General features: G+C 46.5%; 18 protein-coding genes. 3 read left to right on the top strand and 15 right to left on the bottom strand.

Features of this window, described 5'->3' with window-relative positions:
- Positions 1-32: 32 nt before the first annotated feature.
- From NST47_RS17810 to NST47_RS17790, 5 genes are all read right to left on the bottom strand, one after another.
- Positions 33-818, bottom strand: coding sequence for a carbohydrate ABC transporter permease (locus tag NST47_RS17810; RefSeq protein WP_076237920.1), 786 nt, complete (start codon positions 816-818; stop codon positions 33-35).
- A gap of 121 nt (positions 819-939) precedes the next feature.
- The gene (locus NST47_RS17805; RefSeq protein WP_341156290.1) at positions 940-1,809 is read right to left on the bottom strand and encodes a carbohydrate ABC transporter permease; all 870 of its coding nucleotides are present in this window, start codon (positions 1,807-1,809) and stop codon (positions 940-942) included.
- Positions 1,810-1,878: 69 nt separating this feature from the next.
- Positions 1,879-3,213, bottom strand: a complete 1,335-nt coding sequence (locus NST47_RS17800) for an ABC transporter substrate-binding protein (RefSeq protein WP_341156289.1) — start codon at positions 3,211-3,213, stop codon at positions 1,879-1,881.
- Positions 3,214-3,454: 241 nt separating this feature from the next.
- Positions 3,455-3,979 carry a DinB family protein gene (locus NST47_RS17795; RefSeq protein WP_341156288.1) on the bottom strand — a complete coding sequence of 175 codons (525 nt, stop codon included), beginning with the start codon at positions 3,977-3,979 and terminating at the stop codon, positions 3,455-3,457.
- A 58-nt stretch (positions 3,980-4,037) separates the two neighbouring features.
- The gene (locus NST47_RS17790; RefSeq protein ID WP_341156287.1) at positions 4,038-5,012 is read right to left on the bottom strand and encodes a carbon-nitrogen hydrolase family protein; all 975 of its coding nucleotides are present in this window, start codon (positions 5,010-5,012) and stop codon (positions 4,038-4,040) included.
- Positions 5,013-5,226: 214 nt separating this feature from the next.
- Here NST47_RS17790 and NST47_RS17785 point away from each other — a divergent pair, with 214 nt between their 5' ends.
- Positions 5,227-5,445, top strand: coding sequence for a hypothetical protein (locus tag NST47_RS17785; protein ID WP_341156286.1), 219 nt, complete (start codon positions 5,227-5,229; stop codon positions 5,443-5,445).
- Positions 5,446-5,449: 4 nt separating this feature from the next.
- On the opposite strand, the gene NST47_RS17780 is transcribed toward NST47_RS17785, so the two are convergent.
- From NST47_RS17780 to NST47_RS17770, 3 genes are read right to left on the bottom strand one after another with little or no spacing between them, the layout of a single operon-like run.
- Positions 5,450-6,316, bottom strand: coding sequence for an aldo/keto reductase (locus NST47_RS17780; protein ID WP_341156285.1), 867 nt, complete (start codon positions 6,314-6,316; stop codon positions 5,450-5,452).
- A 38-nt stretch (positions 6,317-6,354) separates the two neighbouring features.
- Positions 6,355-7,575 (bottom strand): GAF domain-containing sensor histidine kinase, encoded by a 1,221-nt coding sequence (locus NST47_RS17775; RefSeq protein ID WP_341156284.1) that lies wholly within the window; start codon positions 7,573-7,575, stop codon positions 6,355-6,357.
- Between the two features lie 34 nt (positions 7,576-7,609).
- Positions 7,610-8,200 (bottom strand): TVP38/TMEM64 family protein, encoded by a 591-nt coding sequence (locus NST47_RS17770; RefSeq protein WP_341156283.1) that lies wholly within the window; start codon positions 8,198-8,200, stop codon positions 7,610-7,612.
- A gap of 167 nt (positions 8,201-8,367) precedes the next feature.
- Between NST47_RS17770 and NST47_RS17765 the strand changes: the two genes are divergently transcribed.
- Together NST47_RS17765 and NST47_RS17760 are read left to right on the top strand one after the other, a co-directional pair.
- Entirely contained in the window at positions 8,368-9,009 is a 642-nt protein-coding gene (locus NST47_RS17765; RefSeq protein WP_341156282.1) for a futalosine hydrolase, read from the top strand.
- Positions 9,006-9,860 carry a 1,4-dihydroxy-6-naphthoate synthase gene (locus tag NST47_RS17760; protein ID WP_341156281.1) on the top strand — a complete coding sequence of 285 codons (855 nt, stop codon included), beginning with the start codon at positions 9,006-9,008 and terminating at the stop codon, positions 9,858-9,860. Before NST47_RS17765 ends, NST47_RS17760 begins: the two co-directional genes overlap by 4 nt.
- 92 nt (positions 9,861-9,952) lie before the next feature.
- On the opposite strand, the gene NST47_RS17755 is transcribed toward NST47_RS17760, so the two are convergent.
- The 7 genes from NST47_RS17755 to NST47_RS17725 all read right to left on the bottom strand — a co-directional run bounded on the left by NST47_RS17755 (position 9,953) and on the right by NST47_RS17725 (position 15,899).
- The gene (locus tag NST47_RS17755; protein ID WP_341156280.1) at positions 9,953-10,885 is read right to left on the bottom strand and encodes a manganese-dependent inorganic pyrophosphatase; all 933 of its coding nucleotides are present in this window, start codon (positions 10,883-10,885) and stop codon (positions 9,953-9,955) included.
- 83 nt (positions 10,886-10,968) lie between these two features.
- The gene (locus NST47_RS17750; RefSeq protein ID WP_341156279.1) at positions 10,969-11,535 is read right to left on the bottom strand and encodes a beta-class carbonic anhydrase; all 567 of its coding nucleotides are present in this window, start codon (positions 11,533-11,535) and stop codon (positions 10,969-10,971) included.
- A 26-nt stretch (positions 11,536-11,561) separates the two neighbouring features.
- A complete protein-coding gene (locus NST47_RS17745) occupies positions 11,562-12,281 on the bottom strand; it encodes a metallophosphoesterase family protein (RefSeq protein WP_341156278.1) in 720 nt (239 codons plus the stop codon).
- On the bottom strand, positions 12,278-12,844 hold the full coding sequence (gene cysC / locus NST47_RS17740) for an adenylyl-sulfate kinase (RefSeq protein WP_341156277.1): 567 nt from the start codon (positions 12,842-12,844) through the stop codon (positions 12,278-12,280). Before cysC ends, NST47_RS17745 begins: the two co-directional genes overlap by 4 nt.
- Positions 12,841-13,719, bottom strand: a complete 879-nt coding sequence (locus tag NST47_RS17735; RefSeq protein WP_341159691.1) for an STM4011 family radical SAM protein — start codon at positions 13,717-13,719, stop codon at positions 12,841-12,843. Before NST47_RS17735 ends, cysC begins: the two co-directional genes overlap by 4 nt.
- The gene (locus NST47_RS17730; RefSeq protein ID WP_341156276.1) at positions 13,713-15,062 is read right to left on the bottom strand and encodes an STM4012 family radical SAM protein; all 1,350 of its coding nucleotides are present in this window, start codon (positions 15,060-15,062) and stop codon (positions 13,713-13,715) included. Before NST47_RS17730 ends, NST47_RS17735 begins: the two co-directional genes overlap by 7 nt.
- A 54-nt stretch (positions 15,063-15,116) precedes the next feature.
- Positions 15,117-15,899 carry an STM4013/SEN3800 family hydrolase gene (locus NST47_RS17725; RefSeq protein ID WP_341156275.1) on the bottom strand — a complete coding sequence of 261 codons (783 nt, stop codon included), beginning with the start codon at positions 15,897-15,899 and terminating at the stop codon, positions 15,117-15,119.

Below are 15,899 nucleotides of genomic sequence, written 5' to 3'. Positions count from 1 at the left end.
TCAAGAAGGCCTGTTCCTGCATCTGTATCTCGTTATCCTTTTACAGCGGTACTGGATAAACCTTCAATAATAAATCGTTGACCGATTAAAAACACAACCAGCATCGGCAGTATGCCAGCTGCAGCCGCGGCCATCATCCCGTTATAATCGACGTTAAATTCGAGAATGAAATTTTGCAAACCAAGCGGCACCGTGTACAATTCACGTTTAATAATAAAAACGAGCGCATTTTCAAAATCGTTCCAGTGCCAGGAAAAATCGATTACCGCCAGAGTAGCGAGCGCAGGCTTCGACAAGGGAAGCATAATACGTGTAAAAATCTTGAAGTGTCCGGCCCCATCAATAAACGCCGATTCGGAAATATCCTTGGGGATCGAGATAAAAAACTGCCTCATCATAAAAACCCCAAATATCGTAATCATACCCGGTAAAATGAGCGCCCAATGTGTATTGAAGATACCCATCCATTTAAACATAATAAATTTGGGAACAAACAGCACCTGAGGTGGAATCATCATCATCGCCAGATACAGCATGAACAACGAATCTCTTCCTTTAAATTCCACTTTCGTGAAGCCATAGGCTGCCAGTGCCGAGAGCAATGTCGCCCCCGTCATGCTGATCAATGCAACCTTTAAGGAATTGAGATAGTACGGTACAAAGCTGTTCGTTCCCGTCCATACCTTGATATGATGCTCCCATACCAAGTGTGTAGGAATCCACTGAATCGGATATTCGAACACAGCTGCAGGTGTTTTGAAGGATGTCGAAATCATCCATATAAAGGGCAGCACCATAATGATAGCAAAAGCAGCCATCACGAGTGTGAGCAAACCCTTTTGCAAACCCCGGAGGGTGGATCTTCGATTTGTGGCGAGCACCGGGCTGCGTCGTGGAATAGTGTAATCAGCCTTGGAATTCATGATCAGACGAGCCTCCTTAATAATGTACCCATTTCTTTTGGCCAAACCATTGAACGCCCGTAATGACCAGAATCACTGCAAATAAAGCCCAGGACACTGTGGAGGCATAACCCATTTCATAATAGCGGAACGCGGTTTTATAGACGTATAAGGATAAGATCAGCGAGCCATTACCCGGTCCGCCCTGAGTCAATGCTTCTATAATGCCAAAGGTTTTGATCGTCATAATTAGTCCCGTAACCACTAGCATGAAGGTGGTAGGACTTACGAGCGGCAGCATAATGCTAAACACGCTTTGTCTAACCGAAGCGCCGTCGATTTTGGCTGCTTCCAACAATTCCGGCGAAATTTCCTGAAGTGCTGCCAAATAAATGATCATATTATAACCAAGCATAAACCAAATCCAAATGATGTCGATCGCGATCATAACGGTATCCGGTGAAGTTAACCAGCCTGGCGGGTGATCGAAGCCCAATTTCATCAGCATCATATTGATGGGACCTTGCTTCGGCTGAAATAACAGCATCCATACGAACGCCACCGCCACCCCGCTCGTAATATACGGCATGAAATAGAGTGCGCGAAGCAGTGATTTCATATATACGGAACGATTGAGGACAACGGCAACCACAAAAGCTAATATGACGGAGATCGGCACACTAATAAGGAAAAAAATCGTGTTTTTCAGCGAAAGATAAAACAGTTCATCATGAAATAAACGCTTGATATTATCCAATCCTATAAAATGATACGTCTTGCTCGTAAACTGCCAATCCGTAAACATCAGAACCGCAGAGAATATAGCCGGTATGATAAAGAATAGAAGCACCCCAACCAGGTTAGGCAAAATAAATGCATAACCTACCCATCGCTGCTTACTTCCCATTGATTCCACTCCAATCCGTCATGAGTGAATGTCGAGGGAAGAGCGCTGCTCTCCCCTCGCTTCATTCGTTTATTTTTTTGTTTGTTTGATATAATCATTATGCCTTCTGGCTATGGAATCCAGTGTAGCCTTTACATCCTGCTTCCCTGTGAAAAACTTCTCATACTCCTCTTGACGTAAATCCAAGACCTGCTTCGGAAGCGAGCGTGCATATTTCGGTACGTCATTGAATAAAACCCTCTTTAACGACTCCTGATCATACGTTGCCGCATTATCTCCAAGCAGCAGCTTCATTACCTCATCCTGATTTACTGATTTGGAAGCCGGGAAACGTCCTCCAGGTACCATCGGAAGCATACCTCCGTCTGCATACCACTTAAGGAAGGTCCATGCCGCTTCCTTGTTTTTGGATTTGGCATTGATCGATATCGAATCTCCGGTACCTCCACGCGAGATGAAGTCTGCTGCATTGTCCACTAAGCGTGGTACTGGTGCAAATGCGACTTTGAATGTTCTCGGGTTATCTTTCGTATTATTTGAGCTGCGGAATATCCAGGTACCCGCATTCAGCATTGCAGCTTCACCCTTCAGAAAGACGGTATCCACTGGCATTTTTGAAGTTATTTGCTCAGCATATGGAGGTGTCGCGCGGCCATCGGCCATCATGGCTTTCATCGTTTCCAGCCATTTTCCATACAGGGCATGGTCCATATTGGAGGAACCATCCGGCTTTGTATACCCATACTTGACGGACACAGAGTCCAATGGATCAGGCAATGGTTCCGTGTGCTGTACGAGACCATATCGCTTATCGCTTTTCAGCTTGTCCGCGTAGGCGCCCATCTCGGTCCAAGTCCATTCGGTCGGCACCTTGAGTCCAGCTTGATCGAGCAAGTCCTTGTTGAACCATACAAAATAATGACTTTTGCTGGTCGGCATGGCATAATATTTACCATTCATTTTCCATTCACCGGAGCCTTGAATCTTTTCTTCAATATTGTAGTCCGTGTAAGTCCCAAGATCTTGGGTAAATCCGGCATCAATCCTGCGCTGCAGCTGTGTCTGTGTGTAGTTAACGAACAAATCTACATCCTGCTCGGTCGCCAAAGCTGTATCCAGCTTCATATTACCTGCATCATCGTTAACATACCGCTCATATTTGACCTGAACATCGGAATTTTTGGCATTCCATGCGTCTACTACGGCTTGTGGACCTGACTCTGCAGGTACGCCGCCCCACATCGTTAAGGTGATTTTTTCTTTCTTGGCAGTCGCAGTATTTGCAGCTGGTGCTGCTGTATTGGATGCTCCCCCTGAATTATCCATCCCCGTCGAACAGCCTGTTGCTGCGACCATACATGCCGCTATGGTAGCGATCATGCTGATTGTGTGATTTTTTTTCATTGAAACCCCTCCGGACCTATTATGGTTGTTTCCACAAATCAACTATAGCATTCACAGTAGCAGCCTGATAATGAACAGTTTCTCTGGAATTGTAGAACAATCTCTTGGAACTATTTGCGTCAATAGAACGATTTCGTTATTTATACAATCATAAGTGAAGCCGAGATCGACAAAAAACTCCTGAATCCCACTTCGGGAACAGGAGCTGTGCATGAAACTTTTCAGATAAATTCAATAAAAATCATCGCGATTCATTTAAATATCTTACCTTGACCGTGTTCATATGATGCAGCTCATGACCGGCAATAATGTAAGCCCACGCTTTAGTGGAGGACTCATTCCCATTAACAATGCCTCTTCTGGCCCATGCATCCTCAGACAGCCCCCTGAGCAAAGTAAGAGTAGCCTGACGTACAATCGTGTAATCCTCCAATAGATCTGACATAGGGCAGCTATCAAAGGAAGCGCCGCTCATCAATTCATCCTGATCATAACCAGACAGCGGCGTTTTGTCCCCTCTTGCAATGCGAAGCAGCCGGTAGCTCATGATCCGTTCGTTATCTGTAATATGGCCCAGCACTTCTTTTAACTTCCACTTTCCAGGGGCATATTGGTAATTGGCCTGATCCTCCGTAATCGTTGAAAAAATATCCGTCGTACGCTGGAGGGATTGAGTAAGAATCTCTCGGATATTACCTTCTGGAACCAACTTCACATAGCTCTCAAAATATTCGTTATACTCATCGTAAGCAGGCCGTATAGACATGAATGAATCCTCTCCTCAAAGGTTTTACCCAGTATATCATTTCATTAGGCCTGCTTGTTTAAAAAAGTAATTTTTCTTTAAAAGTAACAGTTTCCTGTGAAGCTTCATTGACTCGCAATTGAAACACATCAGGACGGCTGTAATGACCGACTGCATCAAAATCATAGCGGCTTTGCGGAACGAGAGCCATATCCAGATCTCCGAAAAGCAAGCCTTCTTTGTTAAAAAGCGGGGGTGCGACATAAGCGCCAAGCGGATTCACAATCGCACTTCCACCCCTTGACAAAATATCCGGATCATTCAAGATGTCCTTATAATAAGCCAAATTCTGCGGATAGCTGTCCTTGGTCACATATTGATTGCTGGAAATAACGAAGCATCGGCTTTCAACAGCAATGTGCTGCAAGGTCGCCTGCCAGGTATCGCGAGCATCGGCAGTCGGAGTAACCAAGATATCAATTCCTTTGGCATACATAGCCATCCTGGCGAGCGGCATATAATTTTCCCAACATATCAATCCACCGATCCGGCCAAAGGGCGTATCGATCACACTTAGCGTGCTTCCATCCCCCATCCCCCACAGCAGCCGTTCGGAGCCAGTAGGCATCAGCTTTCTATGCTTCCCCAGCAGCGTTCCATTCGGTCCCCAATAAGCGATTGAATTATACAGAGTTGACTGACTAAGGCCGGACTCCCTCTCGACGACTCCGACTACCAGGTAGACACCGGCTTCCTTTGCTATTTCACCGATCAGCTCGGTATCCGCACCTGGAATCTGAATCGAGCTCTCCCAATATCGATACCAGTCCTCTCGTCCCTCAGGACTGCGGCTCCCTACCCGGGTACCAAAGCTCAATCCTCTTGGATAACCCGATACGAATACTTCTGGAAATACCACAAGCTTCGCTTTTTCCCTGGAAGCAGCCTGGGTCCAGGAAGCAATCTTCGCAATAGCATCCGCCTTATCAAACAATAGGGGTGCAGATTGCACCACAGCTACGCGAACAACTTGTCGTTCTGTAAGTTCTGTCATCAGATCCACTCCTTTTTCACCATCGTAGATGGATTCCACGGATCTGTAACCATCCACTTACTTGATGTTTTCACCACCCATTTGGTAGAAGAACGCTGTAAACAAAGTCAAAGCAGGAAGCGGATGGGTTAAAAGCAGGCAAAATGGAGGGTCACGGCTTTATTTGTACTTGATATAGTAAGAGTATAAAACACTTGTGTCGGGGTGATCGCCAATGTCGCTATATATCTACTACTTGTTATTTGCCACCATCTTGTTACTGGCTACTGTTGCTACCTTTCTCGTCGGCTTTTCGAAGAAAAACAAAGAAGGGAACCCCAAATATGATACCCGAACCAAAGGAAACTGGTCCCGACTGTCATGGATTTATTTGATTGTTATTGTGTCGGGATATGTTGCATTTTTCATTTATATTGTCAGGCTGAACTCTTAAACGACTATACGATATCAAGCGGAGTTTTTCGCGTCGGTTTTGGAAAGGCCGCATCCAACCTGCTTAAGTCATCTTCTGTTAGTTGGATGCGCGCTGCCTCAGCATTCTGGATGACATGCGCTTCAGAGGATGCCTTCGGTATCGCTATCACTTGGCCGCTTCGAATACACCAAGCCAGAAGCAGCTGAAAAGGATTTACCTGATGCTGCTCGGCAATTTCCTTCACCGTTGGATGGCCAATCAAACCTTTTCTTAAGGACCCCGCCTGTGCGAGCGGACAATAAGCCATCACAGGCATTCCATGCTCTTGCTGCCAAGGCATCAAATCGTATTCAATTCCTCTTGAGCCCAGATGATACAGCACCTGATTGGTCACACAATGCGTGCCCTTGCTTAGACGCGTAAGCTCCTTCATATCGGAAGTATCCAGATTGGACACACCCCAGCGCAATATTTTGCCGGCTTCAACCAATTTCTCCATACCTTCTATCGTTTCGCTAAAAGGAACACTGCCTCTCCAATGAAGCAGATATAAATCCAGACGATCCGTTTGCAAGCGCCGCAAGCTGTTGTCGCAGCTTTGGACGATGTGATTTCGTCCGGCATGATGTGGATACACCTTGGATACGACAAATACCCGGTCCCTGATTCCCTGGATAGCTTCTCCGACAAGCAGTTCTGACTTGCCATCGCCATACATCTCAGCTGTATCGATCAGATTCATACCAAGCTCAACACCAAGCTGTAAAGCTCTGATTTCCTCGCTTTTGTGAGAGGGGCGATCCCCGATATACCATGTCCCTTGCCCAAGCCTCGGCACGATGGCACCATCGCGAAGTGGTATGCCAGCTATGTTATGGTTAGTTGTCATTGTTTGACCTCCATGTGAAAGAATGGTTATGCAATCCATTAAATCGATAATGTAATTTCGCAAGAGAAGCAGGCGCCACTGCTGCTTGATTGCTCAAGCCAGATACGGCCATTCATCAGTTCAACCAACTGCTTGCTAATATAGAGCCCAAGCCCGGTTCCCGTATCGGATTCTGTGGAGTCTGCCACATGGACCTGGGTAAAGGACTGAAACAGACGATCGACCTGATGGTCGGGAATTCCGTTTCCATTATCCTCTACTGAGAACAGCAGACTTGCAGTGCCGACTCGTTTATCGATAGCAAGCAGTTTTACAGATACCTTCACGCTACCTTTACTCGTAAATTTCACAGCATTACTCACCAGGTTAAGCAAAATTTGACGAATTTTATTAACATCCCCAATTACCGTTACGGGAACATCCGAATCAACCTCTATCTTTAACGAAATCCCTTTTTTATTCGTTTCGACTGCAAATAACATGCGTACCTGCTCCATACAAATACGAATATCGAACGGTACCTGATCCAGCTCCATCTTGCCTGCTTCTAGTTTCGAATATTTCAAAATATGATCCAGCATTGATAATAAAGACTGAGCGCTGGTCTCAATAATGTTCGTATACTCCAGTTGTTCCTCTGTAAGCTCCGTTGTATGCAGTAAGCTCGCCATGCCCATGACTCCGTTAATGGGGGTACGAATTTCATGGCTCATCACGGCAAGTAAATTAGCTTTTTCCTCAAGCAGGTCTATATTAGACTGCTCAGCCTCTTGCAAGCTCTTGGCGGTTTCCTCCAATTCAAGCACATTGGCAAAAAATATGGCCAGCGATTTCAACAATGCCACATCTTGATCCCGGTACTGATAGTAATTATGATCAAACGCGCAAAGCGATCCAAAGATGTCCCCTCGCGGTGTAACGATTTTTACCCCCATAAACGAGCATCCCCCCACAAAACGGGTCGCATCCATATCTTTTGTCAACGGATGGGTTATATTGTCCTGAATGACCAAAGGGCCGACCGATTTTTCGATGACCAGATGACAATATGACTGCTCATTATCAACAATTAAACCTTCCTCAAGCATCGTCACGTCCCGATTAAAGGTTTTTAATACAGTTGTCGTTAACCTGTCATTAATCGCGATACAGAACGTATTGGCGTTAATCATTTCACTTGCAATCTGCATAACCTGCTCGGCAGATTTGTATAAGTTATTGGAGATTATTGACAAAATATCGATGTAATCCGTACGCATGGCAATCCCTCTTCCAAGTTAGCAAACCTTATATTTATTTGGTGTAACGCGACTCCAGCCTGCGACCTGCATACCAAATCAATGCAAAAACGAGCAGGATCGCAACCATTTTCCAGGGCTGCTTGAACAAATTCCCCAAGTCATGTCCTGCTACAGATACGATGATGATCATAACAGCTTTCCCCATAGCTGTTGCTATCAGAAATACACGTCTCGGCAGCTTGGATATGCCCGCTACAATATTGACGAAAGCCGATGGTGTAAAGGGGAAGCAGGCCAGCACAAAAATCGGTGTAAACCCATGCTGCTCCAGCCACCCGATAAAGCTTCCGGCTTTAGGATATTTGCGTTCAATAAAATTGCGGAATCGAACACCGAACCTGCGAAAAAACAAAAACACACAAACTGCACCGCTAACAACACCGATCCATGACCATAAAGCACCTTCCCACAAACCATAGGCATTGACATTGGCGATTATAATCGCAATTAGTGGCAGTACAGGGATTAGAGACTCTATGAAGGGTGCAAGAATCCCAGGTAAGGGACCCAATGCTTCGTAACGATTCAGATAATGCTCGACGTCTTCCCAAGTTAACCCGGCTAGTTGGTCTATCCAGCTCATGCTGCCTTATCCCCTCTTCTATCAGGCATATGCTTCATCCGTATCGGTTATCATTCACTATCTCGACATTTGCACATTGCTCTCTATAAAGTATACTAAAATAGTTGGACGACCATTACAAGCCCTTGATGCCAAGCGGCTAACAAAATAAGAGGGGATCATATACAATGAACATACTTGTGATGACCGCAGTTGAGGTTGAGAAGGATGCGGTGTTACGTGGACTTCATAATTGTTCGAGCTTTCATGTCGGCATTGCTGGTGTTGGAGCTGCATCGGCAGCTGCTCGAACCGCAGCTTTATTAGCTGCAGTACCTTATGATCTGGTCATTAGTGCCGGTATTGCCGGCGGCTTTGCAGGTACAGCCGAGATTGGATCGCTCGTTATGGCTGATGAGATCATTGCCGCGGATCTCGGTGCTCAATCTGCAGACGGTTTTCTCAGTCTCGATGAGCTTGGATTTGGTTCATCCCGCATCCAAGTGGACGGAGAATGGTTTCAGCGGATCACTGCAGCATTGCAGGATGCAGGGCTTTCCGTTCACACAGGTCCTATTCTAACTGTATCCACCGTGACGGGTTCAACAGCAACCGCAGCAGAGCTTACTAAGCGTATCCCTGGGGCAGCAGCCGAGGCTATGGAAGGTTACGGTGTCGCCATAGCAGCCCAATATGGTGGCGTTCCTTTTCTGGAGCTTCGCGCAATTTCCAATCCGGTAGGTCCAAGGGACCGCAGCGCCTGGCGAATCCAGGATGCACTACAAGCATTACAATCAGCCAGCAATGTATTAATGGAGGTATTAACATGAAAATCGCTTTTTCACCTTGTCCCAATGACACCTTTGTCTTTCATGCCTGGGTACATGGCCTATTGCCTGGCGCGCCAGAGCTTGATGTGATGTATGCAGATATCGACATAACAAATGGTCTGGCTGCTCATGGAGGCGGTCCGGAGGTTATGAAAATTTCCTATGCGGCCTTGCCATGGGCTTTATCTGAATATGCTCTACTCCCTTGCGGAGGAGCACTCGGCAGAGGCTGCGGTCCACTCGTACTGAGCGCTGGTGGAGTGAACGCCATCAAGGACCCGGCAGCCTTGAAAGGTCTTAAGGTTGCCGTACCGAGTGAACGCTCCACTGCTTACCTGCTGTTCCGCCTTTGGGCAGCCCAGCATGTACCTGGCGGCGTAGGTGAAATCGTAATCCTGCCCTTTCACGAAATTATGCCGGCAGTTCGCGATGGTCTGGTAGATGCCGGACTTGTTATTCATGAGGCCAGATTCACCTATCCTAACTACGGATTGAACATGCTGGTCGACCTGGGGAGCTGGTGGGAGGCAGATACAGGCTTGCCTATCCCACTCGGAGCGATTATTGCTCATCGATCTTTGGACCTGGCAGCCATCAGTAAATGGATTCGGGCTTCAGTGGAGTATGCGTGGGCACACCCAGAGGTTTCGCGCGACTACGTACTAAGCCATTCTCAGGAGCTTGCCCCTGAAGTCGCTCAAGCCCACATTGATTTATATGTCAATGAATTCAGTGCCGATTTGGGTGATGATGGATATGGGGCGATCACCGCACTGCTAAAGCGTGCTGCGGAAGAAGGCTTGGTTCCACAGATGGATTGGGAGGCATTACGGTTGTTCAAAGATGTTTAAATAGAAATGGCTGCCAAGCATAATCGCTGGCAGCCTCTTCTTTACAACAAGTTATGTAGCTTGTAATTTAAAGGAGCATGTTCATCAAGCTGTTAGTTTTTGTTAAAAACCTCAGTTAATACAGGTACGATTTGTGATTTGCGTGAAACGACACCTTTTAGAACGGCTTTGTTATCGACCAATTTTACATTGTAGGCTTGCTCAACTGCTTGAGTGGAACCGCCCAATGCCAATGCAACGGAATCGTTATTTAAAATATCCGTAACTACGAATACAAACAAGTCCAAGCCCTTGTCAGCAATAATCGTAGTAAGAGCCGCTTCCAGCTCAGGCTGACGTACCAAAATATCGTTCGTATCTACCGCATTAACTTGTGCGATTTCAACCTTGCTCGAGCCCATTTGGAATTCCTTGGCGTCAAGGGAAATCAATTCAGCAATCGTTTTGCCGCTCAGATCTGCTCCTGCCTTCAACAGCTCCAAACCATAGCTTTCCAGGTTAATGCCTGCAATCTCGGCTAATTCACGTGCTGCAGCCACATCCTGCTCTGTGCAGGTTGGTGATTTCAACAAAAGTGTATCGGAAATAATAGCAGATACCATAAGTCCGGCGATTTCCTTGCGAATTTGCACGTTATTTTCTTTGAACAGCTTGTTCAAAATCGTAGCTGTGCAGCCAACAGGCTCAGCACGATAGTACAAAGGATGACTCGTTTCGAAATTAGCGATACGGTGATGATCAATAACCTCAAGAACACGCACCTTATCAATATCACTAGCACTTTGCTGACGCTCATTATGATCGACGAGAATGACGCTGTCCGTTTCATTGGCTACAGTTTCAACCAACCGCGGCGCTTTTACCTGAAATTGATCCAGGGCAAATTGCGTTTCTCCACTGATCCTTCCTAACCGAACAGGCTCAACCTCATAGCCAAGGCTTGTCTTTAAATCCGCATAAGCAATTGCCGAGCAAATCGTGTCCGTATCCGGGTTTTTGTGTCCAAATATAAGTGTTTTCGCCATCATCTTACTCCTTAGTTAAATTAATTGTTCATTTGATTATACCTTTTAATACGTTATATTCAAATAGTTTTACAGAGAATAGATCAAACGTTCTCATATCCGTCAATAATCATCTCTAAGGCTCCTGTTTCGGCATCCATAATAAAACCATGTACAGGAACATGTGCTGGAATCAGTGGGTGATTACGGATAATTTTGACACTATGCGCCACACCTTCCTCCGGGCTGTTAAAGCCCCGCAGAAAACGTTCCATCCGAATACCGGAGTTTTCCAACGTGGAGAGAACGTCATCGGAAATGCCGCCAGCACGAAATTTATCAACCATTTTTCCCGTATCCAAGTTGGTCATACCGCAATTGGTATGTCCGATGACCAATACTTCCTGGGCTCCCATTTCATATATAGCAATCAAAATACTGCGCATGGCGCTGCCAAAGGGCTGCGTGAGAATAGCGCCGGCATTTTTAATAATTTTCGCGTCACCATTGCGAAGATTCAGTGCCTTGGGTAGTAATTCAACAAGACGTGTATCCATACAGGTCAAAATCGCTATTTTTTTATCCGGATATTTGTCCGTTAAATACTCTTCATACTGCTTCTGTTCAACAAACTGCTTGTTAAATTCCAAAAAGTTAGAAACTATCGTCATATGCTCTCTCTTCTCCTTCAATCCGATTATACACTAGCGTTTCTGACTACATTAGCCATCATGGCTGCATTGGGATATTGAACCTCCTCATACTGCTGAACGACTCGCTCAATATCCACCGGTACTCGTACAATCGAAGTTTGAACAACTCCCTCTGTAATTTCCACCGTTGCATACGAAGCCATCGCCAGCTTGTCAAAGGGTAATCCAACACTGCCGGTATTCACAATCATCTTACCATTTAAGTATCGAATATAAGGCTTATGGATATGTGCGTAAATAAAAATTTGTGAGCTTGCTTCCTGCATCAGCTTGGATTCAACAATAACATCATCTGCACCTGGCAGAACAACATCAAATAGACTATCCGGCGTCGCATGGAAGGCCTTAATTGTGATTCCATCCACAGTAAGACTGAGCTCTGTCGGCAATTGGTTTAAATAATCGATATCGGCAGCCTCAAGCTGAGAGACGGTCCAATCCCTTTCCCGGTTCATCATTTCTAAGGCTTTAGCTGGCACCTCTCCTTCCCGAACGCCGCGGACAACCCATTCATCTGCATTTCCTTTGATAACCTCTGTGTTCAGGGATCGAACCAAATCCAGTGACCGCCTGGGCTCTGGGCCGCGATAACAAAGATCACCCAGTACATAAATACGATCGATTTCTTTCTTTTGGATATCAGCCAACACATTGTCCAGCGCAAGCGCGTTACCATGAATGTCTGCTATAAAAGCGATTTTCATTCCTTTATCCTCCCTTCTGTTTCTGTTATGGTTCTGTTGCTATGCAGCCAGCTTTTAATGATCGCGGCATTCGCTTCCGGAGTCAGACTTATCGAGTTGATCGTGATCTCGGCTTGCTCCGGCGGCTCGTAGACGTCTGTAATCCCTGTAAAATGTTCAATTTGATGCTGTCGGGCCTTCACATAAAGCCCCTTTGGATCTCTGCGCTCACACTCTTCAAGCGGACAATCGACGTAAATCTCCACAAACTGCTGGAGCTCCTTGCGAGCATATCGTCTCATTTCATGATAAGGGCTTATCGTCGATACGACAACTGTAATTCCGTTGCGTGTCAGCAGCTTGGCGATATAAACGATACGTCGAATATTTTCCATACGATCCTCACGGGAAAATCCAAGTCCATTCCCGATCACCGTACGCAGCTCATCACCATCCAACAGCTCAACCTTCCGTTGCTCCTTGCGCAGGGCATCTGTCAACGCCAATGCTGTCGTCGTTTTACCTGAACCGGATAAGCCAGTGAACCAGCATACCCAGCCTTCTCGTGCAGCTTCCTGTTTCAAGACAATACTCCTTTATGTGCGAATGACTCGGGAATCCGCTCCAACAGACTGGCTCCATAGACCGCTTGCAGCGATAACTCAGGCATATGCACATACCCGATGTAGCAGCCGCATTGTTTGAGCTGACACGGCCTTTCCTTGGACAATGCAGCCAGCCCGTCCCGATATAAATGTCCGATCATTCGTTTATCCTTGTAGCAGCGCTTGACTTGTCCTGAGCCCAATACGAAGAAAACATCCTGCCCCGTTCTGCACTGTCGTCCCAGGCTGGCATAATCCGCCAGATTATGCTCAAAATACGGATCAGCAGCTTGCAAAATCGCTACATCCTCAGCCGTATAATAACGAGGTTTGTCTTTAAAAGCATTCACCCACAGATAGACATCCTCAGGCAGTGATCTACGCATGGACTGAATAGCTTCAAAATACGGCTTTAGCCCCACTGTACCTACGCTGAACGAAATTCCCTGTTTATATAGCTGCATCGCCTGCGACAAAAATCTCGATTCCGTCGTTTGCTCAGGATGATAGGTTGCCCAAAATGCGGCTTTAGCCCGATTTAATTCGGTCGTCCAGTCGAGCTTGACAGACAAATTGGTTTGAACAGCCACTTTGTCCACATGTTCCATATGCGATAGTTCAACCATAGCCTCTCGGTACCAGCGATGAACCAGTGCTTCACCATACGGATTAAAAAAAATCGAAAACCGTGATCCGCTTCCCGCCTGCCCCTGGATCCATCCTACAAATCGCTGCAGCTGAGCACGGTCCTGAGCAAGCACCTCGGCACTATCGGTCGTTTTGCTAAAGGGACAGTAAGGACAGTCATAGTTGCACGAGGATAAAGCACCACGATAATAGAGTGTACTCATAATAACACATGCTCTTTCATTAAATCCTTGACTTCACCCGAAATAAACCAATCTCCTATAGCATCCGAATAGGCCAAGCCCTGATCCGTTAGCAGCAGAATGCCATTGGCTGTTTGAGCCAAATCGCTATCGATAAGCAGATATAATTCCGGATAATCGTCCAATGCCCCCGTCCCAAAGCGCTGCTCATAGGAGACGAGCTCCAAACCCTCGCGATGCAGGATTGCTTTCAAAATAAATCGACGCTTCTGCTCGGCAATATTCAGCACAAATCCATAATCCGCCTTAGTATAATCGGTAGTAGCTACATAATCGGCAATGATGCTCTTCGTAGCCTTGTAGCTGACACCATATCGAGAAGCATAATGGACATTCCTTGTGTAGGAACGGGCGCCGCAGCCAAGCCCGATCATCCCCTCCTCCTGACAGCTGAAGGGAAGCAGCTCTTTAACTGGGGCCGCATCCGGTTTGGCAAACCGACGCATCGAATATTGGACGTATCCTGCACTCGCTAACCTATCACAGGCCGCCCGGTAACAATCCATTCGAATATCATGTCCGCTTGCCGACACTTGTTCAGGTTTCAAGAACGTATTCTCACGTGTGTAGAGCGGATAAATAAAGATTTCCTCAGGCTCGTACGCAATTGCACTGTCCAGCGAATAGAGCCACGATACCATCGTTTGCCCAGGTAATCCATAAATCAAGTCGAGATTAAGGATGGGAAAATCAGCCTGCTTCAAGAGCTCAAGCGCTCTGACAACCTCCGCTTTTTTCTGTGGACGATGTATGGCTGTCGTTTCGGTATCGGTAAAGCTCTGAATCCCCATGCTGACGCGATCCACCGTTCGCTGCTTCAGCAGGCTTATGCGGCCCTCGGTTACTGTATCCGGCGAAGTCTCCACAGATATCGAGGTTCTGCTCAAGTCCAATCCTATCACTTCTTCGGCGATCACAAACAATCGATCGAGCAGCACTTCATTCAATAAGGTCGGTGTACCCCCGCCGATTGCAAACCGTGAAGCGGGACGATGACTGACGAACGGTGCCCACTGGCGTGCTTGTCGTTCCAAAGCCGCAACATACTGCTCATGTACATCATCACGACGGTCAGGCAGTGTGAATAAATTGCAGAATCCGCAGCGCATTGCACAAAAAGGAATATGCATGTACAAAAAGAAAGACTCACCCTGCTCCTTCTCCCATAGCCCGGGCAGTGATAATGGAGGATCAAGCTCGCGATAAGCTGTTTTATGAGGGTAGGCATAAAGATAGGATAAATAGGGATCAGCCATCAGCTGTTTCTTCCACAGCTCAAGATCAAGCTCTTTTTGAATAGGAAGCATGTTGTTCTCCTTTCATCACTATGAGTGCGGGTCCAATATTTTGTGCAGCATCCTCTATAATACAAACTCCCTGTAAGGGACTGTCCATACAACATCGTGCGCAAGCCTGTGACCCTGATAGCCATCCTCGCCAAAAGCGGTTCCGTGATCGGAACAAACGATACAAAAAGTCGGGCCTCTGCTTCGCATGGCGTCCATAAGCGGGCCAAGCTGAGCGTCGACGTAACGCAATGCGGCTCTTTGGGTTTCCGGCGAATCCTGTCTTGCGCCAGGCACAAAGTAATGATTAGGACCATGGATTGCGGAAACATTCAAAAACAAAAACAATCGCTGCTCCCGACCATACTTGCCAATCAGCTTCAACGCATGGTTTACCTGGTGCTCGGTAGATCGAGGTTGAGTAACACCAAAGGTTTGACGCCAGTAGCTTTCCTGAAAATAGGATGGAAGCACTTTGGCTAAAGGTACTTTTTTTGTAAAAAAAATAACGCCCCCGATACAAATCGTCCGATATCCGGCGGATTGTAAACCCGATACGATATCGGGCGTATCAAATAACCAGGTATTCGGCTGTGTCTTGAGTCCTGTTCCTTTGGAATGAAATAACCGCGTATGCTCCGTTTTATTCGTCGTTGCCGGTGTCGGCAAAAAACCTCCAAAAAAAGCATGATGAGCGGCATAAGTGAAGCTTCCTGGCGTGTGCCTCTTCTCCCAGGAGCCTGATCCGCATAAATTCGGACAGTTGTGCTCCTCGAGCTTGGCTACATCATAACGTAAAGTGTCCAGTGTAATAAAGAGAATGTCATGTGTGCCAACAATCTCGTTCATATTGATCAT

The sequence above is a fragment of the Paenibacillus sp. FSL H8-0034 genome (genome assembly GCF_038000305.1).
Classification (GTDB): Bacteria; Bacillota; Bacilli; order Paenibacillales; family NBRC-103111; genus Paenibacillus_S.
This window is presented reverse-complemented; position numbering and strand designations above follow the sequence as displayed.